The organism is Mesorhizobium sp. M0119 (assembly GCF_040322615.1).
GTDB lineage: Bacteria > Pseudomonadota > Alphaproteobacteria > Rhizobiales > Rhizobiaceae > Mesorhizobium.
On sequence record NZ_JAMYTU010000046.1, the window covers coordinates 12,501 to 35,828 of the forward strand.

General features: G+C 60.6%; 20 protein-coding genes, 1 tRNA gene and 2 rRNA genes. 13 read left to right on the top strand and 10 right to left on the bottom strand.

Features of this window, described 5'->3' with window-relative positions; translation table 11 throughout:
* Positions 1 to 158 precede the first annotated feature (158 nt).
* From NKJ40_RS27170 to NKJ40_RS27185, 4 genes are all read left to right on the top strand, one after another.
* Positions 159 to 2,957 (top strand): 23S ribosomal RNA (locus tag NKJ40_RS27170).
* Positions 2,958 to 3,057: 100 nt separating this feature from the next.
* Positions 3,058 to 3,172 (top strand): 5S ribosomal RNA (gene rrf, locus NKJ40_RS27175).
* A gap of 130 nt (positions 3,173 to 3,302) precedes the next feature.
* Positions 3,303 to 3,379, top strand: a tRNA-Met gene (locus NKJ40_RS27180).
* Positions 3,380 to 3,561: 182 nt separating this feature from the next.
* Positions 3,562 to 3,816: a hypothetical protein gene (locus tag NKJ40_RS27185; protein WP_352468706.1), complete on the top strand. Its 255-nt coding sequence runs from the start codon at positions 3,562 to 3,564 to the stop codon at positions 3,814 to 3,816.
* A gap of 108 nt (positions 3,817 to 3,924) precedes the next feature.
* Here the strand turns inward: NKJ40_RS27185 and NKJ40_RS27190 are convergent, their stop codons facing one another.
* The 7 genes from NKJ40_RS27190 to NKJ40_RS27220 all read right to left on the bottom strand — a co-directional run bounded on the left by NKJ40_RS27190 (position 3,925) and on the right by NKJ40_RS27220 (position 11,818).
* Entirely contained in the window at positions 3,925 to 4,863 is a 939-nt protein-coding gene (locus tag NKJ40_RS27190; RefSeq protein ID WP_352468707.1) for a Vgb family protein, read from the bottom strand.
* A gap of 989 nt (positions 4,864 to 5,852) precedes the next feature.
* The gene (locus NKJ40_RS27195) at positions 5,853 to 6,359 is read right to left on the bottom strand and encodes an L-2-amino-thiazoline-4-carboxylic acid hydrolase (RefSeq protein WP_352468708.1); all 507 of its coding nucleotides are present in this window, start codon (positions 6,357 to 6,359) and stop codon (positions 5,853 to 5,855) included.
* Positions 6,356 to 7,147: an ATP-binding cassette domain-containing protein gene (locus NKJ40_RS27200; protein WP_352468709.1), complete on the bottom strand. Its 792-nt coding sequence runs from the start codon at positions 7,145 to 7,147 to the stop codon at positions 6,356 to 6,358. Before NKJ40_RS27200 ends, NKJ40_RS27195 begins: the two co-directional genes overlap by 4 nt.
* A complete protein-coding gene (locus NKJ40_RS27205) occupies positions 7,144 to 8,130 on the bottom strand; it encodes an ABC transporter ATP-binding protein (protein ID WP_352468710.1) in 987 nt (328 codons plus the stop codon). Before NKJ40_RS27205 ends, NKJ40_RS27200 begins: the two co-directional genes overlap by 4 nt.
* Entirely contained in the window at positions 8,127 to 8,957 is an 831-nt protein-coding gene (locus NKJ40_RS27210; RefSeq protein WP_352468711.1) for an ABC transporter permease, read from the bottom strand. The genes NKJ40_RS27205 and NKJ40_RS27210 overlap by 4 nt, the downstream gene beginning before the upstream one ends.
* Positions 8,954 to 9,940: an ABC transporter permease gene (locus tag NKJ40_RS27215; RefSeq protein ID WP_352468712.1), complete on the bottom strand. Its 987-nt coding sequence runs from the start codon at positions 9,938 to 9,940 to the stop codon at positions 8,954 to 8,956. Before NKJ40_RS27215 ends, NKJ40_RS27210 begins: the two co-directional genes overlap by 4 nt.
* Positions 9,941 to 10,207: 267 nt before the next feature.
* Positions 10,208 to 11,818: an ABC transporter substrate-binding protein gene (locus NKJ40_RS27220; RefSeq protein ID WP_352468713.1), complete on the bottom strand. Its 1,611-nt coding sequence runs from the start codon at positions 11,816 to 11,818 to the stop codon at positions 10,208 to 10,210.
* A gap of 364 nt (positions 11,819 to 12,182) precedes the next feature.
* Between NKJ40_RS27220 and NKJ40_RS27225 the strand changes: the two genes are divergently transcribed.
* Complete coding sequence (locus tag NKJ40_RS27225) at positions 12,183 to 13,388, top strand: M24 family metallopeptidase (RefSeq protein WP_352468714.1); 1,206 nt, start codon at positions 12,183 to 12,185, stop codon at positions 13,386 to 13,388.
* A 62-nt stretch (positions 13,389 to 13,450) separates the two neighbouring features.
* Positions 13,451 to 14,131 (top strand): DUF4304 domain-containing protein, encoded by a 681-nt coding sequence (locus NKJ40_RS27230; RefSeq protein WP_352468715.1) that lies wholly within the window; start codon positions 13,451 to 13,453, stop codon positions 14,129 to 14,131.
* A 16-nt stretch (positions 14,132 to 14,147) separates the two neighbouring features.
* Here NKJ40_RS27230 and NKJ40_RS27235 read toward each other — a convergent pair whose 3' ends face one another.
* Genes NKJ40_RS27235 through NKJ40_RS27245 form a run of 3 tightly spaced genes read right to left on the bottom strand, consistent with a single transcriptional unit; the run spans position 14,148 to position 16,636 of the window.
* The gene (locus tag NKJ40_RS27235) at positions 14,148 to 14,561 is read right to left on the bottom strand and encodes a cupin domain-containing protein (RefSeq protein WP_352468716.1); all 414 of its coding nucleotides are present in this window, start codon (positions 14,559 to 14,561) and stop codon (positions 14,148 to 14,150) included.
* A 27-nt stretch (positions 14,562 to 14,588) separates the two neighbouring features.
* Complete coding sequence (locus tag NKJ40_RS27240) at positions 14,589 to 15,428, bottom strand: phosphoenolpyruvate hydrolase family protein (RefSeq protein ID WP_352468717.1); 840 nt, start codon at positions 15,426 to 15,428, stop codon at positions 14,589 to 14,591.
* An 11-nt stretch (positions 15,429 to 15,439) separates the two neighbouring features.
* Positions 15,440 to 16,636, bottom strand: a complete 1,197-nt coding sequence (locus tag NKJ40_RS27245) for a Tm-1-like ATP-binding domain-containing protein (RefSeq protein WP_352468718.1) — start codon at positions 16,634 to 16,636, stop codon at positions 15,440 to 15,442.
* A gap of 106 nt (positions 16,637 to 16,742) precedes the next feature.
* Here NKJ40_RS27245 and NKJ40_RS27250 point away from each other — a divergent pair, with 106 nt between their 5' ends.
* The 7 genes from NKJ40_RS27250 to NKJ40_RS27280 all read left to right on the top strand — a co-directional run.
* Positions 16,743 to 17,438 carry a TetR/AcrR family transcriptional regulator gene (locus NKJ40_RS27250; protein WP_502903765.1) on the top strand — a complete coding sequence of 232 codons (696 nt, stop codon included), beginning with the start codon at positions 16,743 to 16,745 and terminating at the stop codon, positions 17,436 to 17,438.
* 359 nt (positions 17,439 to 17,797) lie between these two features.
* Positions 17,798 to 19,114 carry an ABC transporter substrate-binding protein gene (locus NKJ40_RS27255; protein WP_023722314.1) on the top strand — a complete coding sequence of 439 codons (1,317 nt, stop codon included), beginning with the start codon at positions 17,798 to 17,800 and terminating at the stop codon, positions 19,112 to 19,114.
* A gap of 74 nt (positions 19,115 to 19,188) precedes the next feature.
* On the top strand, positions 19,189 to 20,094 hold the full coding sequence (locus NKJ40_RS27260) for a carbohydrate ABC transporter permease (RefSeq protein WP_023722315.1): 906 nt from the start codon (positions 19,189 to 19,191) through the stop codon (positions 20,092 to 20,094).
* Between the two features lies 1 nt (position 20,095).
* The gene (locus NKJ40_RS27265) at positions 20,096 to 21,055 is read left to right on the top strand and encodes a carbohydrate ABC transporter permease (RefSeq protein WP_292661213.1); all 960 of its coding nucleotides are present in this window, start codon (positions 20,096 to 20,098) and stop codon (positions 21,053 to 21,055) included.
* A complete protein-coding gene (locus NKJ40_RS27270) occupies positions 21,052 to 21,273 on the top strand; it encodes a hypothetical protein (protein WP_023675179.1) in 222 nt (73 codons plus the stop codon). Before NKJ40_RS27265 ends, NKJ40_RS27270 begins: the two co-directional genes overlap by 4 nt.
* A complete protein-coding gene (locus NKJ40_RS27275) occupies positions 21,270 to 22,373 on the top strand; it encodes an ABC transporter ATP-binding protein (protein ID WP_352468720.1) in 1,104 nt (367 codons plus the stop codon). Before NKJ40_RS27270 ends, NKJ40_RS27275 begins: the two co-directional genes overlap by 4 nt.
* Positions 22,373 to 23,328: ABC transporter ATP-binding protein (locus NKJ40_RS27280; RefSeq protein ID WP_352468721.1), on the top strand; the 956-nt coding region annotated here is incomplete at its 3' end. The genes NKJ40_RS27275 and NKJ40_RS27280, both read left to right, overlap by 1 nt.

The following is a 23,328-nucleotide window of genomic DNA, read 5'->3' on the forward strand; positions in this document are numbered from 1 at the left end:
ATCTCCCGCATATGATGGGTTTGCCTAACCGCACCCTCGAACCGATCTCGAGAAGCTGGTCTTTTTGTGCCAATGACATCCAGCGATAATCCCGCACAGGATTTCGCTGAAGCGACGATCTCTTCGAGATCGCGCAGGTGGGCATTGGCAATGAGAACGATCAAGTGTCTTAAGGGCAATTGGTGGATGCCTTGGCATGCACAGGCGATGAAGGACGTGATACGCTGCGATAAGCTACGGGGAGGTGCGAATACCCTTTGATCCGTAGATTTCCGAATGGGGAAACCCACCTAAGGTACTTGGAAAATCAGAGCAGCAGGGCAACTTGCTGCTGTGGTTTCCAAGTATCGATAATAGGTAACTTACCCTGAATAAAATAGGGGTAAAGTGGCGAACGCGGGGAACTGAAACATCTAAGTACCCGTAGGAAAGGACATCAACCGAGACTCCGGAAGTAGTGGCGAGCGAACCCGGACCAGGCCAGTGGCGATGATGAGACAAGCGGAACCTTCTGGAAAGTAGGGCCATAGTGGGTGACAGCCCCGTACGCGTAATGCAAATCATCGTCCTCGAGTAAGGCGGGACACGTGAAATCCTGTCTGAAATTGGGGGGACCACCCTCCAAGCCTAAGTACTCGTGCATGACCGATAGCGAACTAGTACCGTGAGGGAAAGGTGAAAAGCACCCCGACAAGGGGAGTGAAAGAGTACCTGAAACCGATTGCCTACAAACAGTGGGAGCCCGCAAGGGTCACCACGTACCTTTTGTATAATGGGTCAGCGACTTAGTGTGACGAGCAAGCTTAAACCGATAGGTGTAGGCGCAGCGAAAGCGAGTCTGAACAGGGCGTTCAGTTCGTCGCATTAGACCCGAAACCGAGTGATCTAGCCATGAGCAGGTTGAAGGTAAGGTAACACTTACTGGAGGACCGAACCCATAACTGTTGCAATAGTTCGGGATGACTTGTGGCTAGGGGTGAAAGGCCAATCAAACTCGGAAATAGCTGGTTCTCCGCGAAATCTATTTAGGTAGAGCGTCGACCGAATACCCCAGGGGGTAGAGCACTGGATGGGCTAGGGGTCCTCACCGGATTACCAAACCTAACCAAACTCCGAATACCTGGGAGTAATAGTCGGCAGACACACGGCGGGTGCTAACGTCCGTCGTGAAAAGGGAAACAACCCTGACCTACAGCTAAGGTCCCCAAGTTATGGCTAAGTGGGAAAGGATGTGAGGATCCCAAAACAACCAGGATGTTGGCTTAGAAGCAGCCATCATTTAAAGAAAGCGTAACAGCTCACTGGTCTAAATAAGGGTCTTTGCGCCGAAAATGTAACGGGGCTAAAGCCATACACCGAAGCTTAGGGTTTGCAGCAATGCAAGCGGTAGCGGAGCGTTCTGTAAGCTGATGAAGCCATACCCGTGAGGGGTGGTGGAGGTATCAGAAGTGCGAATGCTGACATGAGTAACGTAAGGGGAGTGAGAGACTCCCCCGCCGAAAGTCCAAGGGTTCCTGCTTAAAGCTAATCTGAGCAGGGTTAGCCGGCCCCTAAGTCGAGGCAGAAATGCGTAGACGATGGGAACCACGTTAATATTCGTGGGCCTGGAGGAAGTGACGGATCATTGAGGTAGTCCAATCTTATCGGATTGAAAGGGCTGCTGCGTGGTTCCAGGAAATAGCTCCTCCTTATAGACCGTACCCGAAACCGACACTGGTGGACTGGTAGAGTATACCAAGGCGCTTGAGAGAACTATGCTGAAGGAACTCGGCAAATTGCACGCGTAACTTCGGAAGAAGCGTGACCCTTTCATGCGCAAGCATGGGAGGGTGGCACAGACCAGGGGGTAGCGACTGTTTATCAAAAACACAGGGCTCTGCGAAGTCGCAAGACGACGTATAGGGTCTGACGCCTGCCCGGTGCTGGAAGGTTAAGAGGAGGGGTGCAAGCTCTGAATCGAAGCCCCAGTAAACGGCGGCCGTAACTATAACGGTCCTAAGGTAGCGAAATTCCTTGTCGGGTAAGTTCCGACCTGCACGAATGGCGTAACGACTTCCCCGCTGTCTCCAGCATAGACTCAGTGAAATTGAATTCCCCGTGAAGATGCGGGGTTCCTGCGGTTAGACGGAAAGACCCCGTGCACCTTTACTATAGCTTTACATTGGCATTCGTAGTGGCATGTGTAGGATAGGTGGTAGGCTTTGAAACCTGGGCGCCAGCTCAGGTGGAGCCACCCTTGAAATACCACCCTTATCACTATGGATGTCTAACCGCGGCCCGTTATCCGGGTCCGGGACAATGTATGGTGGGTAGTTTGACTGGGGCGGTCGCCTCCTAAAGAGTAACGGAGGCGCGCGATGGTGGGCTCAGAACGGTCGGAAATCGTTCGCTGAGTGCAATGGCATAAGCCTGCCTGACTGCGAGACTGACAAGTCGAGCAGAGACGAAAGTCGGTCATAGTGATCCGGTGGTCCCGCGTGGAAGGGCCATCGCTCAACGGATAAAAGGTACGCCGGGGATAACAGGCTGATGACCCCCAAGAGTCCATATCGACGGGGTTGTTTGGCACCTCGATGTCGACTCATCGCATCCTGGGGCTGGAGCAGGTCCCAAGGGTATGGCTGTTCGCCATTTAAAGCGGTACGTGAGTTGGGTTCAGAACGTCGTGAGACAGTTCGGTCCCTATCTGCCGTGGGTGTAGGAATATTGAAAGGATCTGTCCCTAGTACGAGAGGACCGGGATGGACGGATCTCTGGTGGACCTGTTGTGGCGCCAGCCGCATAGCAGGGTAGCTATATCCGGACGGGATAACCGCTGAAGGCATCTAAGCGGGAAACCCACCTTAAAACGAGTATTCCCTGAGAACCGTGGAAGACGACCACGTTGATAGGCCGGGTGTGGAAGAGCGGCAACGCTTGAAGCTTACCGGTACTAATAGTTCGATCGGCTTGATCGTTCTCATTCCTAATGCCCATCTCGGCGCAATCCGAAGGATTGTCGCCTGACACGATGGATGGCACAGAAAACAGCTTCTCGAGCAACGTGCGTTTTGCCGACCTGGTGGTTATGGCGGAGCGGCTGCACCCGATCCCATTCCGAACTCGGCCGTGAAACGCTCCAGCGCTGATGGTACTTCGTCTCAAGACGCGGGAGAGTAGGTCGCTGCCAGGTCTGCCAAGCGCACGTTGTTTAATCTTCTCCTTACGAACAGGCCCGCCAACGGGACTCCGGGCCGCGCAAGCGGCCCTTTCATTTGGCGGAAGCTTGAATTCGGTGAGCCAAGGCTTACCTTTAGGGTTGACGCGGGGTGGAGCAGCCCGGTAGCTCGTCAGGCTCATAACCTGAAGGTCACAGGTTCAAATCCTGTCCCCGCAACCAAATACGAAAACGGCCCGCCTTGTGCGGGCCGTTTTCGTTTTGATACCACCCCTGCACAAAATGCATCGAACCCCGGTAGCCCTACGGCGCCGGGTTTTTGTTTTGGGGCGTGCTGCCAAACACCGGAGAGCACCGCGGGCGGGACGGAGTTTCACGTCCTCGCCGGCACCCGAATGTGCTGCATGGATACAGCTCTCTTCTCGTCAATTCATCCTGATTTTGCAGACGCACATGAGGCCGCCAACCGATGGACCTATCCTTTTGCGTGCTGCAAGGGCGATCCTGAGGATGGAGACTGCCAAAGAATTCCTTACGCTGCAGTGAAGACTCGACCGAACGGCTTCGTGGTAACTCTCTACCCCGGCGACCACCACCGGATCACCACGGAGGAAGACGTGAACTGCTTTTCGCTCCTCCTGAAGGAGTTTGATTTCTAAAGCGGAAGGTCCGGAAGGGGTCGATAGTGTTGAAACCCCATGGGTTATCCGCCAATAACGGACAGAATCGAGTTCGCGCCAAAAGCTCAAGAGCCACGCGGCAACGAACTATTCCGGCGGCTTGATGCGGAAGATCGAGTTGCCGGAGATCCATAGCGAATTATCTCCATAACGGATACCGTCGCCTAGGTACACTCCGGATGGGCGCTTGAACTTGCCACTGAACGAGTTCGTATTCGGGTCAATGCGAATGACCGGGACGAGTATCGTTGATACCCAGACAAAGCCGCCTCCGACTGCTATATCGCCGCCCTTTCCGGCGGCGTCAGCCTCGATGGTGGCGAGAACCTCACCGGTTTTGCCATCGATCCGCTGGACGGTTCCGTCGCCCTGATTGAGGACCCAGATCGATCCTTCGCCGGACGTCAGGAACCGCGGCTCTGGGTTGAGAGCAGTTGTCCTAACGATCTGATTCGTTTTCGGATCGACACGGTACAATTCACTCTTCGCAGTTCCTGTAACCCAGACGGACCCGAAGTCTGCGACTACGCCGGAGCTGGCAGATGGCAGCGGTACCTTCGCGACCTCGTTCGCAGTCTGAGCATCATAGCGAGCCAGGATCTGGCCATTGCTACCGGTGACGGCCCATACGGCACCTTCACCGACTCCGATGCTACCTTCGCTGTCGAATAGGAGGGACGGTATTTGCAGGACGATTTTGTTTGCGTGCGGGTCTACCTTGTAGATTGTCTTGCTGCCGACATCCGGCACCCAGACGGCGCCCTCGCCGACGGAAATCCCGCGGTAACTGCCGACAGCCCCCTCAATGGGAATGTCGGTAACAGAGTTGTCGTCTGGATTGATCCGAACAAGCTTACGGCCACTCATCATCCAGAGAGAGTCAAAACCGAAGGCTAAGAAATCGCCGCCACGCTCTATTGTCGCTTCTATGAGCACCTCAGGGGGTTTTTCGGGAGCTGCCGGAGTTGCCCAAGCCGAAGCTGCTATCGAAAAAGCGATTGCGTATGTTGCTGTTTGGATTCCCATTTGCCCCTCCATCAGGGGAATTTCACCTCGCCGTACTGGCTCTGGTCATTCCAAGTAGCGGCCAACCGCAAGCACCCCTGGCATCACGGCTACGATGGTTGTTGTTCAAGCGTCTTTCGCTTCGTGCGGCGGGCTAGCTAGATCATATACTTTGGACGGCAGCACCGGAAGCCGAAACGCTCCGAGGCCTTGCGGAGGGATCCGACAGCATCCAGCTCTCAGGCGCCAGGAGTTCGAACTCTTTCGGTTTGGAAAGACGCTCCTTCTTGGAAATGAGCATACGTCGCACGCCCTTAGCCAGGCCACTCGGCGGCTGGTTCATAGTACACGTACCGACATCGCCGCTGCTGAAATGAGTGTAAGAAGTACGCGAGAGAGAAGCTCAGCATTTCTTGTCGGTATCTCTTCAGCCGCGCAGTTCCCGATGAGGATCATGGCGCCGATCGCTACCGTGCTTTCAGCCCGGCTTAACGGGCTTACGGCTCCACCAAAGGCAGGCTCTCCTTGCTTCTTCTCGCCACCGCTCATCCCTTCCTTTTGAGAGCGAGCGGTGGCTCCAGACGAAGCAGGCGGTGAAGAATTCGGGAGACTTCCGAACGGCGGGAGAAGGGGACTTGTAAACTTCTTTAGGAATCAAGTGGTTACATGGTATAAGAAAACGTGCGTTGGCCACGAATCAGGCGCACAAACTCGCACAAATCTTCGCACAAATATTATGACTACCGATCTTTTGATTTAAATTTCAATTACTTAAATAATTGGCTGTCCGACTCATAACCTGAAGGTCACGGGTTCAAATCCTGTCCCCGCAACCAAATACGAAAACGGCCCGCCTTGTGCGGGCCGTTTTCGTTTTGATATCGAACCCCGGTAGCCCTACGGCGCCGGGGTTTTTGTTTTGGGGCGTGCTGCCAAACACCGGAACAGCGCGCGCGGGGACGGAATTCCACAATCTCGCCGACACCTGAATGTGCTGCATGGATGCGGCTCTAGCCGGCATCCCGGTTGGTCAAGGCGATGTGGCAGCAACCGGAACCGTGGCCCGGCGTCCAGGTGACGTTGTCGAAGCGCACTCCGGTGGCCTCGAACAGGCCACGGTCGAAGGCGCCGGCGATGCAGCAGAGCGTGGCGAGCTTCTCGTCGCCGACGCCGGCTTCGACCCAAGCGTCCTTCAGCGGACAGCGCCTGACCTTGAAGGCGATGCGGTCCGGACCGCGTTCGACGTCGGTCGGATAGATGCGGCCGCCATCCGGGCTGACGGCGAGGAACGCCTCGCCGATTGCCGGCGCGTCGTTCGGACCGAAATCGGCGAAGGCCGCCGCCGCAACCTCCTTGCCGCGCCGATCGATGGTGCGGATCATGATCGCCTCAGCCCTTTCCGCGCCAACTTCCGCGGTTAGCTCGTCGAGCAACAGACGATAGAGATCGGCGCGGTTGCGGAAGGCGGAATCGAGTTCGCGCGACAGTTTTTCGGCTCGGGCTTCGACGTCGGTCATGATGCGTCCTGTTCGATCCTTGACACTCTTGGCGCTGCCGCCACCAGCGCCTTGCCGATCGCGGATTGCGGCGCGTCGATGACGGTGCGGGCATCGCCGCTCTCGGCAATGCGCCCGGCGTCCAGAATGGCGACGCGGTGGGCGATGGCACGGACGACGCCGAGATCGTGCGAAATGAACAGATAGGCGATGCGCTCCTCGCGTTGAAGGTCGAGCAGCAGCCGCAGGATCCGCGCGCGCACCGAAACGTCGAGCGCCGACACGGCCTCGTCGAGCACGACCAGCGACGGTTTCGTGGCGATGGCGCGGGCGATTGCAACGCGCTGGCGCTGACCGCCGGAGATTTCGTGAATGGCGCGGCTGGCGAGACCGGGGCTGAGGCCGACGCGTTCCAGCAGAGCGGCAATGCGGCGCGGACGCTCGGCACGAGAGGCGATATGATGAATGCGCAAGGGGTCGTCGAGCACACGCGCCACCGTGGCGCGCGGGTTCAAGGCGGCGAGCGGATCCTGAAACACCATCTGCTGACGAGCGCGCCGGTCGCGCAAGGCAGCGCCGTTCAGCGACAGGAGATCGCTGCCTTCAAATTCGACCTGGCCAGCGTCGGCTTCGATGAGCCGCAGTATGAGCCGAGCTATCGTCGACTTGCCGCTGCCGGAAGGTCCGGCCAGCGCCAGCGTCTCGCCGGGTTCGATGTGGAAGGAAACGTCGTCGACCGCGGCGATGATCTTGCCGCCGCGACTGTATCGTTTGGTCAGGCCGGAAACGGCGAGCAGCGGGTTGGTCATGTTCGCCGCAACAGCGGCTCGGCGTCGAGGCCGAGATGAGCGTCAAGCAGCACACGAGTGTATGCGTGACGCGGCGCACTGACGATTTGGGCGGTCGAACCGAGCTCGAGCAGCTCGCCGTGCCGGAACACCGCGATGCACTCTGCCAGCTCAGCGGCCAGCGCGATGTCGTGGCTGACGAACAGCAGCGTCACGCCGTCCTCGGCCACCAACTGCCGGATTAGTGCGACGATCTCGGCCTGCACGATGGTGTCCAGCGCGCTGGTCGCCTCGTCGGCGATCAGCAGTTTCGGCCGGGCCGCAATCGCGGCGGCGATCGCCACGCGCTGCTTCTGGCCGCCTGAGAGCTGGTGCGGAAAGGCGCGCAAAGCGGCATCGGGATCGGGCAGACGGACACGTTCGAGCAGGGTTTTTGCCCTGGCATAGGCGTCTCGCCAACTGAGGCCGAGATGGGTGTAGGCGACTTCCGCGATCTGCTTGCCTATTGGCATCACCGGATCGAGACTTGCGGATGGGTCCTGGAAGATGAAGCCGATGTCCAGGCCACCGAGGGGACCGAATTTAGGTTGGCGTCTCGTCGCACCCCCCTCTGTCCTGCCGGACATCTCCCCCTCAAGGGGGGAGATTGCGCTTTCATCTCTGCCTTCGCCAATCACCGGAGCTGGCGGAAAGGAACCGGCTGCGGAACTGCCGATCTCCTCCCTTGAGGGGGAGATGTCCGGCAGGACAGAGGGGGGTGCCTTGGCACCAAACATTGGCGGCGCGCGCAAGAGCCAATCGATGCGGCCTTCGATCCTGGCGGTGGCCGGCAGCAGCCCGGCAATGGCCAGCGCCAACGTGCTCTTGCCCGAACCGCTTTCACCGATGATGGCAAAGCGCTCGCCGGCGGTGATGTCGAAGCCGACATTCTTCAGCGCCGCCACCTCGGCGCCGTCGCGGCGATAGGTCACCGTCAGATTGCGGATCGAAGCAAGCGCCGTCACGACAGGCTCCTCCTCATCGCCGTGGTCTCGACGACGCCTTCGCCGGTGAGATACACACCGAGCACGGTCAGCACGAGTGCTACACCTGGAATGATCGACAGGAACGGCGCGGTGCGCAGCACGGAGCGGCCTTCGGCGATCATGCCGCCCCAGGTAACCCGGTTGGGATCGCCGAGGCCGAGAAAGGACAATGCCGCTTCGGTGAGAATCGCCGCGGCGACGATCACGGACGACAAAGCCATTACCGGCGGCAGCGCATTGGGGAGCACCTCGCGAAAGGCGATCTCCAGCGGATGCATGCCGATGACGCGGGCGCCGGCAACAAAATCGCGCTCGCGGATCGACAGCACTTCGGCTCGCGCCACGCGTGCCGGTCCGGTCCAGGCGCCCAGTGCGATCGCCGCGACCACGACGCCGAGCGACGGCCCGACGATGCTGACGAAAGCCAAAGCCAGCAGGAAGGCTGGCACGGTCTGGAAAGCGTCGGTGATGCGCATCAGCACCTCGTCGACAAGGCCGCCGGCAAAGCCGGCCAACGTGCCGATCACGGCGCCGACGGCAAGGGCGGCGGCTGCTGCTGCCAGCCCGACCGCCAGCGAGGTACGGGCGCCATGGAAGAGCTCGGCAAGCACGTCACGGCCGAGGCGGTCGGAGCCCAGTGGCAACGACCAGTCCTGGAACGGCGGCAGCAATGCCGGCCCGGCAATTGCCTGCGGATCGCCGGGAAAGAACAAAGGTGCGGCAAGCGCCACGGCAAACAGCGCCGCCAGGATGACCGCCCCGGCGATCGCTTCCGGGGTCCGGAGAAAGCGGCGAAGCGGGTTCACGCGCCGGCCTCACTGGCCCCGACGCGCGGATCGAGGAAGGCGTAGGCGATGTCGACGAGAAGGTTGATGATGACGACCAGGACGGCGCTGACGAGAATGATGCCGAGCAGCAACGGCGTGTCGCGTGCCGCCACCGCTTCCTGCGCCAGCCGGCCAAGGCCTGGCACGGAAAAGACGCTTTCGATGACGACGCTGCCGCCCAGCATTTGCGCGGACTGCAGGCCGAGCATGGTGACCAGCGGCAACAGCGCGTTACGGGCGACGTGAGCGAGCACGATGCGACGGCGGGAAAGTCCCTTGGCACGGGCGGCCAGCACAAAGTCCTGTCGCCACACCTCGGCCATACCGGCGCGCATCATGCGCAGATAGAGCGCGAGATAAATGAAGCCGAGCGCCGAAACCGGCAGGACGAGATGGCGGGCGATATCGGCGGCGCGATCGAGGCCGGTCCTGGCCGAGGCGATACTCTCGATGCCGCCGATCGGAAACCAGTGCAGGTCGACGGCGAAGACAATGATCAGCACAAGCCCGAGCCAGAAGCCCGGCACGGCATAGAGCGCCAGCGAACCGATGGAGAGAAAGCGATCGCGGAAGCTGCCGGGTCTGGCGCCGGCATAGATGCCGAACGCCGAGCCGAGACCGAAGGAGAGCGCGGTGGCGCTGCCCATCAACAGCAGCGTGTTGGGCAGGCGCTCGAGCATGATATCGCGGATCGGCCGCGAAAAGGTGACCGATTGGCCGAGATCGAGATGCAGCAGCGCCCAAAGATAATTGGCGAGCCGCGTCAGCTCCGACTGATCGAGACCCCAGCGATGGCGCAACAGCTCGATCATCCCGGCGTCGCCGCCGGTCGAGACGATGTAGGCATCGACCGCGTCGCCGGGAGCGGCTTCGAGCAACAGGAAGGTGCCGATGACGACAATCAGCAGCACGAAGATGCTGCCGACGAGACGGCGGCGAAGGAGGATGACGGCGCGGGTCATGGCGCAACGCCGATAGGAGAGCCAAGTTTTCGGCGCCGCGCTCTACGGCGCCCCCCTCTGTCCTGCCGGACATCTCCCCCACAAGGAGGGAGATTGGCAGCTTCGGCGTTGCCGGCCTTGCAACGCTGGAGATTGGCGAAAGCGACAATGACAGCCGATCTCCCCCCTCGTGGGGGAGATGTCCGGCAGGACAGAGGGCGCGAAGGAACTCTCATTGCCGAAGCTGAGCACCCACATAGGCGATGTGCAAGCCTTGAGCCGACCTACCTAAGCCTGCAGCCAAGTGTCCGCCCAGTTCGATACCGCCCAGCGCGGGTTGTTGGCGATGTTCTTGACCGTGTCGCGGGCGACGCTGATGAAACTCCATTCGGCGACGTTGATCAGCGGCAGGTCGGCGGCAACTTTTCTCTGGAACTCCTTGTAGAGTTCGGTACGGGCGGCGGTGTCGAGCGTCTCCGATGCCTTGGCGATCAGGGCGTCGAGATCGGCGTTCTTGTAGCCACCCTGGTTGGAGAAGGGCACGCCGTCGGGAATGCCGCTCTGCACCAGGATGGTGGTCGAGATCGCCGGATCGCCGCGGAACACCGGCGGCCCGACCGCAAGGTCGAAGGCGTGGTCGGTGTAAACAGCCTTGATGTGCGCGGCAGAGTCGTTGTTGACCAGCTGGGCGTCGATGCCGATGGCGGCGAGCGCCTGGCGCAGATAGTCGCCGAACTGCTTGGTTTCGTTGAAGTAGGGCGCCGGCAGCAACCTCAGTGAAAAGCGCTTGCCGTCATCGCCTCGGCTGTAGCCGGCCTCGTCAAGCAAGGCGTTGGCCTTGGCGACGTCGAAGGCGTAGGTCGGCACGTCGGCGGTGTAGAATTGCGGGTCGTTTTTCGGCACCGGGCCAGTGGCGGTCGCGGCATAGCCAAGGAATACCGTCTTGACGACGAAATCCCTGTCGATGGCGTGAGCGATCGCCTGGCGTACTTTCAGGTCGGCCAGCTCCTTGCGGCGATGATTGATCTCGACGACGAGCTGATAGGTCAGTCCTTCATAACCCTTGGTGATCACCTTGAGACCGGGCACTTTGGAGATGCGGTCGAGATCGGCCAGGGGCACGGCGGAGAACGCGGCGAGCTGGATCTCTTCGGCTTCCAGGGCGCTGGCCGCCGACGTGCGGTCCGGCAGCACCTGATAGATGATCTCGTCGAGATAGGGCTCGTCCTTGCCCCAATAGTCGGTGTTCTTCTCCAACCGGTAATATTCGCCGGGCTTGTGTTCGGCAAATTTGAACGGTCCGGTGCCGACCGGGGCGTTGTTGGCCGGGTTGTCCTCGATCTTTCCGGTCTCGTAGATGTGCTTGGGCACCACGCTGCTCAGCGCCGGCAAGGCGTTGCGGATCAGCTGGAACGGTGTCGGCCTGGCGAATTTAAACACGGCGGTTGCCTCGTCCGGCGTGTCGACCGCCTCCAGATCTTTGAACACGGTGCGGCCGAGATTCTGCAGCGGCTTCCAGACCTGCAGCGCCGAGAAGGCGACATCGGCTGAGGTGAAGGGTTTGCCGTCATGCCATTTGACGCCCTCGCGCAGCTTGAACGTCACCGACAGGCCGTCGGCGGCGCCTTCCCAACTGAGCGCCAGGCGCGGATCGAGCCCGTCCTTGCCGCCGAAAGAGGCCTCGGCCAAGGTTTCCACGATCTTGCTCGAAATGAAGAAGACGCCGTTCGAGGCGACAATCGCCGGATTGAGGTTGCGCGGCTCGGAATCAGCGGCGACAACCAGTCGTCCGCCCTTTCTCGGCGTCTGCGCCGAGCCGATCGCCGGCATCGCGGTGGAGGCCAGCAGCAATGCCGAACCGGCCAGCATTGTACGTCTGGAAATGGTGAACTCTGGCATGATCGAACTCCGTCCTCTCCGCGGACCCGGCCGGGTCCGCCGTACCCCTCGGACGCTCGTAAGCATCCTGCAAAGCTGATTATGGGCCTTGTCCGGGGTTTCGCCAGAGACGGAATTGGCGCATCCCCACGTGGCTTTGAAATTTCCGTCCGCTGGACCAGTTGTACCGAAACGGTTCGATGCGCGGTTCTGGCAAGACCAGGCTGGAGTAAAGTGCAGCAGGTGGAGCAGCTTTTGGGGCTGGTTCGCCCATTCTGGCTGGACCACATCGGGCAAAATGATGCAGATTTAAGCATAGCCGAGGATCAGAGCCGGCAAAGCCGGTGCCGGCGAGCGGCCGGCTAAGGGATTCAGGGAGAGAGACATGAACATTGCCCCAGGCAAGAATGCCGTCGGCAGCGTGCCGTTCGACCAAGCCAGGGTGGATGGGCTGATGGAGGAGGCCGGCATTGACGTGCTGCTCGCCACTTCCAAGCACAACACGCAATATCTGCTTGGCGGCTACAAGTTCATCTTCTTCGCCGCCATGGATGCGATCGGCCATAGCCGCTATCTGCCTGTTGTCGTCTATGAGAAAGGCGGGCCGGAGCACGCCGCCTATATCGGCAACCGCATGGAAGGCGGCGAGCACCAGAACCATCCGTTCTGGACGCCGACACTGCATGCCGCCTGCTGGGGCACGCTCGATGCCGCCAATCTGGCGGTCGAGCACTTGCGAAAGTTAGGCAAGGGCATTGCCCGCATCGGCATCGAGCCCGCCTTCCTGCCATCCGACGCCTATATGCTGATCCGCAACGCGCTGCCGGATGCCAAGCTGATCGACGCGACTGATATGCTGGAGCGCATGCGGGCAATCAAAACCGAGGCCGAGTTGGAAAAGCTGCGCATCGCTTCGGAGCTGATCACCGATTCCATGCTGGCGACCATCGGCTGGGCACGCGAAGGCACGACCAAGAGCGAGATCATCGAACAGCTCAGGCGCGAGGAGACCAATCGCGGCGCGCATTTCGAATATTGCCTGTTGACGCTAGGCTCCAGCCACAACCGTGCCGCCTCGCCGCAGGCGTGGAAGAAGGGCGAGGTGATGTCGATCGATTCCGGCGGCAACTACCACGGCTATATCGGCGACCTCTGCCGTATGGGCGTGCTGGGTGAGCCTGACGCCGAACTCGAGGATCTGCTGGCCGAGATCGAGACAGTGCAGCAGGCGGCCTTCTCCAAGGTCAAGGCGGGCACGCTGGGCGGTGACATGATTTCTCATGCCGAAGGCGTGCTGAAGAAGTCGAAGGTTGCGCCCTATACCGATTTCTTCGCGCATGGCATGGGGCTGATCACGCATGAAGCGCCGTTCCTGATGACCAACCATCCGGTGACCTATGAAGGCACCTATGCCGCAAAGCCGCTGGAGAAGAACATGGTGCTTTCGGTCGAGACGACCATGCTCCACCCGACGCGCGGCTTCATCAAGCTGGAGGACACGGTGGCGGTGACCGGTGCCGGCTACGTCATGTTCGGCGATCGGGGCCGGGGCTGGAACAGGGGCGGGGGCGGCTTAGGCGCTGGTACCTAGCCCGTTCTTGAGATTACCTCGTCCGAGCAAATAATTGGCTACTCCAGCGAGCATTTACCGATATGGAACGCGAACTGCCCAAGCAGGTCTTTATCGACGGGTGCGAGCAGATCTCCATGGGGTTCGAACCGATTGGGTTCCGCTTTGCGAAAAGCGGTCCTCATGCGAGTTGCCGGGCCGGCGACTGGACATTCAAAATCTCCTTTCAATCAAACTATCTGAATGTCGGCGGCGAGTACGCCGAACTCGTCGTGCATGCGTCGGTCTACAGCAAGGCAATAAAAGAGTGGGACGAGCGAAGCGCTTGGCCCGCCAGTGCCAGCGATTGGGTCGCCGGTGGACAGCTTGGCAATTTGCGAACCCCGCATCATTGGCGGACATGGAACATCGCAAACCCGCACACCCGCCAGGCTGAAATCGCGAACATCGTTGCCAACATCCAAACGACTGTCCTGCCGCTCTTCGAGCGTTTCGACGTTCCGCGCAAATTAGCCGAACAGGTCGCATGTTCTGAAGTTCCGGGCTTCATGTTCCCTGAAAATGCTGTTCGATTTGTACTTTGGCAGCTGGGGCGCGAAGAAGCCGAACAGTGTTTGCGTTTTTGGGCGCAGCATTTCGACGATTGGGAGGGATTTCGCCATGACCGTGACGCCCCTGTATCTCCGCGCCGTATAGGTGGTGATACAGGCGTCCAACGCCTGGCGAAATTCGCTCGCGCAATGAAGCTTGGACTGGACCTATGATCGCAAGACGTCATGTTTACTCTGGCGGCAGCAGCCTGAAATCCGGCAGGTCGCGCAGTGCCAATTCCGGCCCGGCCGGCGAATAGACGACGAAAAGCTGCATCGGCCCGTCGCCGGTATTGAGTGTCGAATGGAAGCGGCTTTCCGGCACATAGATGGTGCAGCCGGGGCCGACTTTCTCGACGACCGGGTTGCCCTTCTCGTCTTCGACCATCTGCTCGCCACTGCCTGAGATGACGAAGATAATCTCCTCCGCACCCGGGTGGTTATGACGCGTATGGCCCTTGCCCGACGGCAGGTCGACGACACCACCGGAAAATCGCTTCGCGCCGTTCACTTCGGGAGCGACCGTCAGCGACAGCCTGCCCCAGTCGAAGCCGAAGGCGCTGACGTCTTTTGGATATACGAATACCTTGCTGTTGTCGGTCATCGTCCCACCCTTCTTTTTGCTGGTCTTCTACGCAGCGCCGAACGTGACGGCCTTGAAATCCGCCGTTTGCCTGGCGATCGAGGCTTCTGCCGGAAGCCGCTCCATCGAACTGGCGCCATAGAACCCGTGCAGGCCCTTGCAGCGCTCGAGAATATATTTGGCGTCGTCCGGCATCGAGATCGGCCCGCCATGGCAAAGCAGGATTATATCCTCGCGCACTGAGCGTGCCGCTTCGGCGATGGCGTCGATCGCCCCTATACAGTCGTCCAGCGATTTGGCCGATGTCGCGCCGATCGAGCCGCCGGTGGTCACCCCCATATGGGCGACGACGATGTCGGCGCCGGCTTTTGTCATGGCGCGCGCCTCGTCTGGGTTGAAGACATAGGGCGTGGTCAACAGGTCGAGTTTGTGAGCCTCGGCGATCATGTCGACCTCGAGCCCGAAGCCCATGCCGGTTTCTTCAAAACTCTGCCGCATCTGGCCGTCGAACAGGCCGATGGTCGGAAAGTTCTGCACACCGGAAAAGCCCATCGTCTTCAACTCGGTCAAAAGCAGCGGCATGATGACGAAGGGATCGGTGCCGTTGACGCCGGCCAGCACCGGCGTCTTCTTCACTACCGGCAGCACTTCGTAGGCCATCTCCTTGACGATCTCGTTGGCGTTGCCATAGGCGAGCAGGCCGGCGGCCGAGCCGCGCCCGGCCATGCGGTAGCGGCCGGAATTGTAGATGATGATCAGGTCGATGCCGCCGGCTTCCTCTGCCTTGGCCGACAGGCCGGTGCCGGCACCGCCGCCGACGATCGGCACGCCGTCCGCGATCATCTTGCGGAATTTCTCCAGGATTTTCTTGCGCGGTATGGCGGCCATGTCTTGGTGTCTCACTGTCTGGCGATCTCGAGGAAGGCCGTGGTGGCAGCCCAGGCGAATTCGGGGTCGTTGATATGCAGCGGCAAGCGCAGCACGCGGCGCTTTTTGTCGGGCTTGATGGTGCGCTCGATCGCTTCGAACAAAGCTGCATCGGCTTCAGGGTCGAAGAAGGCGCCGCCTTCGATGTCGAGCGCCGACACGCCTTTCTCCGGAATGAGGAAGCGAACCGGACCCTGGCAGAGACTCAGCCTTGTACCGATCCATTCGCCGATCATTCTGCTTTCGTCGGCGGTGGTGCGCATCAGTGTGACGTTTGGATTGTGCTCATAGAATAGCCGGCCGCGATAGCGTTCCGGAATTGTTGGCGGCGCCCAGAAATTGACCATGTCGAGCGCGCCGACCGAGCCGACATAAGGCAGCCCGGTGCGGGCGATGGCACCAAAGCGATCTTCGGTCGCCGGCAGCACGCCGCCAAACAGCAAGTCGCAGACTTCGGTCGTTGTGATGTCGATGACGCCGGACAACAGGCCGCTGTCGGCCAATTTTTCCATGGTGCGGCCGCCGGGTCCGGTGGCATGAAAGACCATGCAGTCATAGGTGGAACGAAGCTCATCGGCGATCGCGGTCACGCATGGCGTGGTGACGCCGAACATGGTCAGGCCGATCGAGGGTCTGCCGTCGGCCGGCGGCGCCGGCTTTGCCGCCATGCCTGATATCGCCTGGGCGGCATTGTGCAGCACGACACGCGAAAGCCGGTTGAGGCCGGCCATGTCGGTCACCGACGGCATCATGACGATGTCGGAGACGTCGACATAGGGCGCGGTGTCACCGGAGGCCAAGGTCGAAACCATGATCTTGGGCAGACCGAGTGGCAGCGTGCGCATGCCTGCGGTGATGATCGAGGTGCCGCCACCGCCGCCAATGCCGATAATCCCGGCAATATCGCTGCGCGACTGGACAAACCGTGCAAAGGCGGCGGCCATTGCCGCCACCGCAGTGCCGCGATCGTCGACGCCGAGCACGGCATTGCGACCCTCGGGATGGCGGCTGGCGACCTCGTCTGCCGAAACATCGACCGGCACGGTCGCGCCGCGTGTTCCGATGTCGATACGGGCAACCGATGCGCCGGTTGCGGCGACCGCATCGGCCAGAAAAGCGAGTTCCTCGCCCTTGGTGTCGGCGGTGCCCACCACATAGATGCGCTTCATCGCGTTTCCCCGGTCTTGGCCGTGTTCGGCGCCGCCGCCCCTTTGCCCGGCCGTTCGACTGGCGAAGGGCCATTGCAATTTTTTGAGACGCGCGTATCGTATTGACATGGATGTCTCACGTCAACAAGCGGCAATGGACGACGATGCCGGCCAAGGGCCGAACCCGCGGGTAGAGCGCGGGGCCCGCGCGCGCACCAGGCGTCTCATGCTGGAGACGGCGACAAAGCTGATGCAGGCGGGCGCCACGCCCTCCGTCAGCGAGGTGGCGGAGGCAGCGGAAGTCTCGCGCGCCACCGCCTATCGGTATTTTCCGAGCCAGGCGGCGCTGGTGCAGGCGGTGGTCGATGAGGGGCTTGGGCCGATCCTTACCTGGAAATCGAGCTCTGCCGATCCCGAGCGCCGGGTCGCCGAGCTGTTCGAGACCGCCATGCCGCGCATCGAGGTCTTCGAAGCGACGTTCAAGGCGGCGCTGAAACTGTCGCTCGACCAGTGGGCGCAGCGACAGGCAGGCACGCTTGACGGCGAACCTGCCTTCACGCGCGGCCATCGCGTCGATCTTTTGAAAGATGCGATCGCGCCACTCAAAGGCCGGTTGCCGCCGCGCGAATTCAAGCGGCTCGCGCAGGCGCTGTCATTGATCTTCGGTGTTGAGATGCTGATCGTATTGAAGGATATATGGGGATTGGATAGCCGCAGTATGATGTCGGTTGCGCAATGGGCGGCCGGCGCTCTGGTGCGCGCGGCGATGACCGAATCGATGGTTGAAGGAGATGGGATCGCGCCGACGTCGGCCGCTAGATAACGCCAATCTGGTTCGACCAGATTTTCAACCTGACTATTCATACTACTAGCGATGCAGCGGCCCAAGCAAGGCATTCATGTATCAAGGAGTAGGAAAATTCAGGGAAAACAGGCAGATATCGCAGAAACCAACTTGTTTGCGTGTCCGCGACCGTCCAAGAAAGGGCTTGACGTTCGTCTGAAATTGGTAATACCAGATCAGGACAAATAATGCGGATGAAAGGGTGAAGGCTAAGTTCCGTTTCGGTCGAACGAGGAGGCTCAAAAACCGGAGCGGGGCCGTCACGGGAGGACTACCAGGGCCGGCCTCGCCGCCGGCTCGCATGACGCGGTAGAATGCGCACAAGGGAGGAAATCATTATGCGCAAGACAATGACCAGCTTGCTTGCTGGTATCGGCCTAGTGCTCGCCTGCGGAACGTCCGTCTACGCGCAGGAAAAGGAACTTACAATCTTCTGGGCGGAATGGGATCCGGCCAATTACCTGCAGGAACTCGGCAACGAGTACGAGAAGGAAACCGGCGTCAAGATCACGGTGGAAACCACACCGTGGCCCGACTTCCAGACCAAGGCCTTCACCGAGTTCAACGCCCATGGCGATGCCTATGATATGGTCGTCGGCGACTCGCAATGGCTCGGTGCCGGCTCGACCGGTGGCCACTATGTCGACCTGACCGACTTCTTCAACAAGCACAAGGTCGGCGACGTGATGGCACCGGCGACGGTGAAGTACTACGCCGAATATCCGGGCGGCAGCAGCAAGTACTGGGCCATCCCGCTTGAAGGCGACGCCGTCGGCTGGTCCTACCGCAAGGACTGGTTCGAGGATCCGAAGGAAAAGGAAGCCTTCAAGGCCAAGTATGGCTACGATCTCGACGTGCCGAAGGATTTCAAGGCGCTGCGCGACATCGCCGAGTTCTTCTACCGGCCGGACCAGAAAAAATACGGCATCGCCATCTACACCGACAATTCGTATGACGCGATGGCAATGGGCTTCGAAAACGCGCTGTTCTCCTTTGGCGGCGAGCTGGGTGATTATAAGACCTACAAGGTCGACGGCTTCATCAACTCCGACAAGGCGATCGCGGCGCTCGACGCCTACAAGGAACTCTACAAGTTCACGCCTCCGGGCTGGGCCAAGTCGTTCTTCGTCGAGGACAACCAGGCGATCACTGAAAACCTGGCCGCGATGAGCATGAACTACTTCGCGTTCTTCCCCTCGCTGATCAACGAGGCGTCGAACCCGAATGCCAAGAACACCGGTTTCTTCGCCAATCCTCCCGGCCCGAACGGCGACCAGTTCGCCGCACTCGGCGGTCAGGGCATCTCCATCGTTTCCTACTCGCAGAAGCAGGAAGAGGCGACGAAGTTCCTGGAATGGTTCATCAAGGACGAGACCCAGAAGAAATGGGCGGCGCTTGGCGGCTACACCTGCAGTGCCGCCGTGCTCAAGTCGCCCGAATTCCAGAACGCCACGCCCTATAACAAGGCGTTCTACGAGACCATGTTCAAGGTCAAGGACTTCTGGGCGGTTCCGGAATATGCGGAACTGCTGCAGCAGCTCAACCAGCGCATCTATCCCTACATGATCGGCGGCGAAGGCACCGCCAAGGAGACGCTGGACGCACTGGCAGCCGACTGGAACGCGACCTTCAAGAAATACGGCCGCGGCCAATAAGCATGAAGTTTCACGGAGGGGGCGTTCGTGCCTCCTCCGTTTCTTTTTCTGATTCTTGAACCGGGAGCAGGGTCTTGGCGACCACGATGATCACCACGCTGGACAGGTCCTCGCGGGCGGCCGCTCGCGGTCTAAGCGATATTTCGATCCGCAATCTCTTCATCATCCCGACGATCCTGTTTCTGATCGTCTTCAACATTTTCCCGCTGATCTATTCGCTGGGTTATTCGTTCACCGATTTCCGCGCCTCGACCAGCGCGGCGGCGAATTTCGTCGGGCTGCAAAACTATCGCGACCTGCTCAGCGATCCCTATGTCTGGTCCAACTTCGCCATCACCGCAAAATACGTCATCATCTCGGTCGCCGGCCAGCTGCTCGTCGGCTTCGGCGTGGCCATGCTGCTCAACCGCGACATTCCGCTCAAGGGCCTGCTGACGACGCTCCTGTTGTTGCCGATGATGCTGTCGATGGCCGTCGTCGGCCTGTTCTGGAAGCTGCTCTACGATCCGTCCTTTGGCATCATCAATTATGCGCTGGGCCTCGGCACCTTCGAATGGCTGTCGGATCCGAAAATGGCGCTCTATGCGGTCGCGCTGACCGACATCTGGATGTGGTCGCCCTTCGTCATGCTGTTGTCGCTGGCCGGGCTGTCGGCCGTGCCCAAGCATCTCTACGAGGCAGCCGCGATCGACAGGGCCGGGCCGTTCTACACCTTCTTCCGCATAACGCTGCCGCTGGTTGCGCCGATCCTGATGATCGCGGTCATCTTCCGCACCATGGAGGCGTTTAAGACCTTCGACCTCGCCTACATCCTGACCAGCCAGCCGACGGCCGAGCTGATCTCGATTCGGCTCTACAAGATGGCGTTCCAGGAATGGCAGACCGGGCGTTCCTGCGCGCTCGCCTACATCGTGCTGATCATGGTGCTGGCGATCACCAACATCTATGTCAAATACCTCAACAAGGTGAAGGAGCGCTGAGATGGCCGCAGTCCGCACTTCTTCCGAAATCACCTTCAACCGGGTCGCCATCGTCGCTGTCCTGCTGGTGACGATCATCTTCCTGGCGCCGATCTACTGGATCGCCTCGACGGCGTTCAAGCCGCGCAACCTCGCCACCACCATTCCGCCGACGGTGGTTTTCCAGCCGGAGATATCGCCCTTCGTCAAGTTGTTCACCAAGCGTTCGCAGCTGCGCAGCCCGCCGTCGCCGGAGGAGTACGCGGCTGCGCCGTGGTGGGAGCGCGTCGTCTTCAATGGCGGCGAAAAGATCGTGCGCGACGGCAAGGGCCAGGTGCAGTGGTCGGGCTATCCGAGCCGTTTCATGAACTCGCTGATCGTTGCCATAACCTCGACCGTCCTGGCCGTCGGCATGGGCACCTTCACCGCCTATGGGTTCTCGCGGTTCAAAGTAAAAGGCGAGGCGGACCTACTGTTCTTCATCTTGTCGACGCGCATGTTGCCGCCGGTGGTCGTCGCCATTCCGATGTTCCTGATGTACCGGGCGGTCGGCCTCAACGATTCCCATATCGGCCTGATCATCCTTTACACTGCCTTCAACCTGTCCTTCTCGGTGTGGCTGATGAAAGGCTTCATGGACGAGATCCCCAAGGAGTATGAGGAGGCGGCCCTCGTCGACGGCTATACGCGCATGGAGGCCTTCTTCAAGATCGTGCTGCCCGAGGCCGCCACCGGCATCGCCGCCACCGCCGTGTTCTGCTTTATCACGGCGTGGAACGAATATGCCTTCGCACTGATCATGACCAGCCGCCGTGCCCAGACAGCACCGCCCTTCATCCCCAGCCAGGTCGGTTCCGGCCTGCCGGACTGGACGGTGATTGCCGCCGGAACCTTCCTGTTCCTGCTGCCGGTGGCGATCTTCACCTTCCTGCTCCGCAACCATCTGTTGCGCGGCATGTCCTTCGGAGCAATCCGCAAATGAGCTTTCGCGACATAAACCAGAAATATCTCGAACCGGGCAGCCAGGTGCTGATGGTGCTCGGTATCATCGCGCTCTGCCAGCCGTGGAACATGCTGCTGCACAGCTATGGCGTGACCATCATCCTGATCGGCCTGATCGGCTTCAACATCACCTCCAAGATCGCGCCGGAGGAGAAGGCCGGCACCGGGCAAGGGGCAAATCCGGGGGCACAGCATTGACCCAGATCGAGCTTCGTAGCGTCCAGAAATATTTCGGCGCCGTCCAGGTCATCAAGGACCTCAACCTGAAGATCGACGATAACGAGTTCATCGTGCTGCTCGGCCAGTCGGGCTGCGGCAAGACGACGACACTCAGGGCCGTTGCCGGACTGGAGACGATCGACGGCGGCGACATCCTCATCGACGGCAAGCCGGTCCAGCACCTCAAGGCCGCCGACCGCGACATCGCCATGGTCTTCCAATCGTTTTCGCTCTATCCGCATATGAGCGTTTACGAGAACATCGCCTTTCCACTGAGAGCGACGCGCAAGAGCAAGGCCGAGATCGACAGCGAGGTGCGCTCGGTCGCCAAGACGCTGCAGATCAGCGATCTCCTCGCCAAGAAACCGTCGGCGCTGTCGGGCGGCGACATGCAGCGCGTCGCGATCGGCCGAGCCTTGGTGCGGCGGCCGAAGGCGATGCTGATGGACGAGCCGATCGGCGCTCTCGATGCCAAGCTGCGCGAGGAGATGCGGGCCGAGATCAAGCGGCTGCACATCAAGCAGGGCTCGACCAGCATCTACGTCACCCACGACCAGATCGAGGCGATGAGCCTCGCCGACCGCATTGTCATCATGCATGAAGGTGTGCTGCAGCAGGTCGGCTCGCCGGATGAGGTCTATTCGCATCCGGCGAATCTTTTCGTCGCGCAATTTGTAGGCAGCCCGGTGATGAACGTCGCCGACGCTTCGGTGACCGAGAAAGCCTCGTCGGCCTCGGTCACGGTCGGCGATGCGGCCGCCGGTTTCGAATTCCCGCGCGCCTTGCTGTCGAAGCTCAACGGCCATGCCGGCGGCCAGCTCGCGCTCGGCATCCGGCCGGAAGGCGTCCTCGTCCGCCGCGAAGCCGCCGAAGGGTTCTTGCCGGTAGAGACGCAGATCGTCGAGCCGCTCGGGTCCTTCGACATCGTCGACCTCAAGGTCGGCTCCAAGATGCTGCGTGCGCGCACCAAGAGCGGCTTCATTAGCGGCCCCGGCGAAAGGGTCTTCGTCAGAATCGATCCCAGCCAGGCGCATTTCTTCGACACGGCGAGCGGCAAATCGCTGGGAGTGAGACTCTGATGGCCCACATCCAGCTCAAGAACATCTCGAAGAAGTTCGGCAACCACACCGCCTTGACCGGGCTTGATCTCGACATCGCCGATGGCGAGTTCTTCGTCCTGCTTGGCGAGACCGGCGCCGGCAAGACGACGACGCTGCGCATGATTGCCGGCCTGGAAAAACCGAGCGAAGGTCAGGTCTTCATCGACGGCGTCGATGTCGCCGACTGGGGCGCGGCCGAGCGCGACGTGGCGCTGGTGCTGCAGCAATATTCGCTCTATCCGCGCTATACGGTGCGCGAAAACCTCGAATTTCCGCTGAAGCCGAAGATCCGCCGGCTGCCCGATGCCGAGATCAAGGATCGTGTTGACCGCGCGGCCAGGACGCTGCGGATCGAGCATCTGCTCGACCGCAAGACCGACAGGCTTTCAGGCGGCGAGATGCAGCGCGTCTCGATCGGTCGCGCCATCGTGCGCAAGCCGCGGGTATTCCTGATGGACGAGCCGTTGTCGGCGCTCGACGCTAAATTGCGCGAGGCGCTGCGCACCGAATTGAAGAACCTGCAGATGCAGCTTGGCGCCACCTTCCTGTTCGTGACGCACGATCAGATCGAGGCGATGTCGATGGGTGACAAGGTCGGCGTGCTCAACCATGGCCGCATTGTCCAGACCGGCACGCCCTACGAGATCTACAACAATCCGCGCGACACCTACGTGGCGAGCTTCGTCGGCTCGCCGCCGATGAACCTCATCGACGGCAAGCTCGTCAACGGACGTGCGGTGATGGCGCCGCTCAATTTCGAATTGCCGTTTGCGGGGGGTGCCAAGACTTCGGGGGGTGCCAAGACGGGCGCGGGGGGCCCCCAGGGCCCGGGGCACGGCGGGATTTATTGTCCCCGCGGGCGAAAGGAGAAACCACAGCCCGGGGAGGGGGCGCGGGAGGCGCGCGGCGAGAGAAGGCGCGGGGAGGAGAAAGC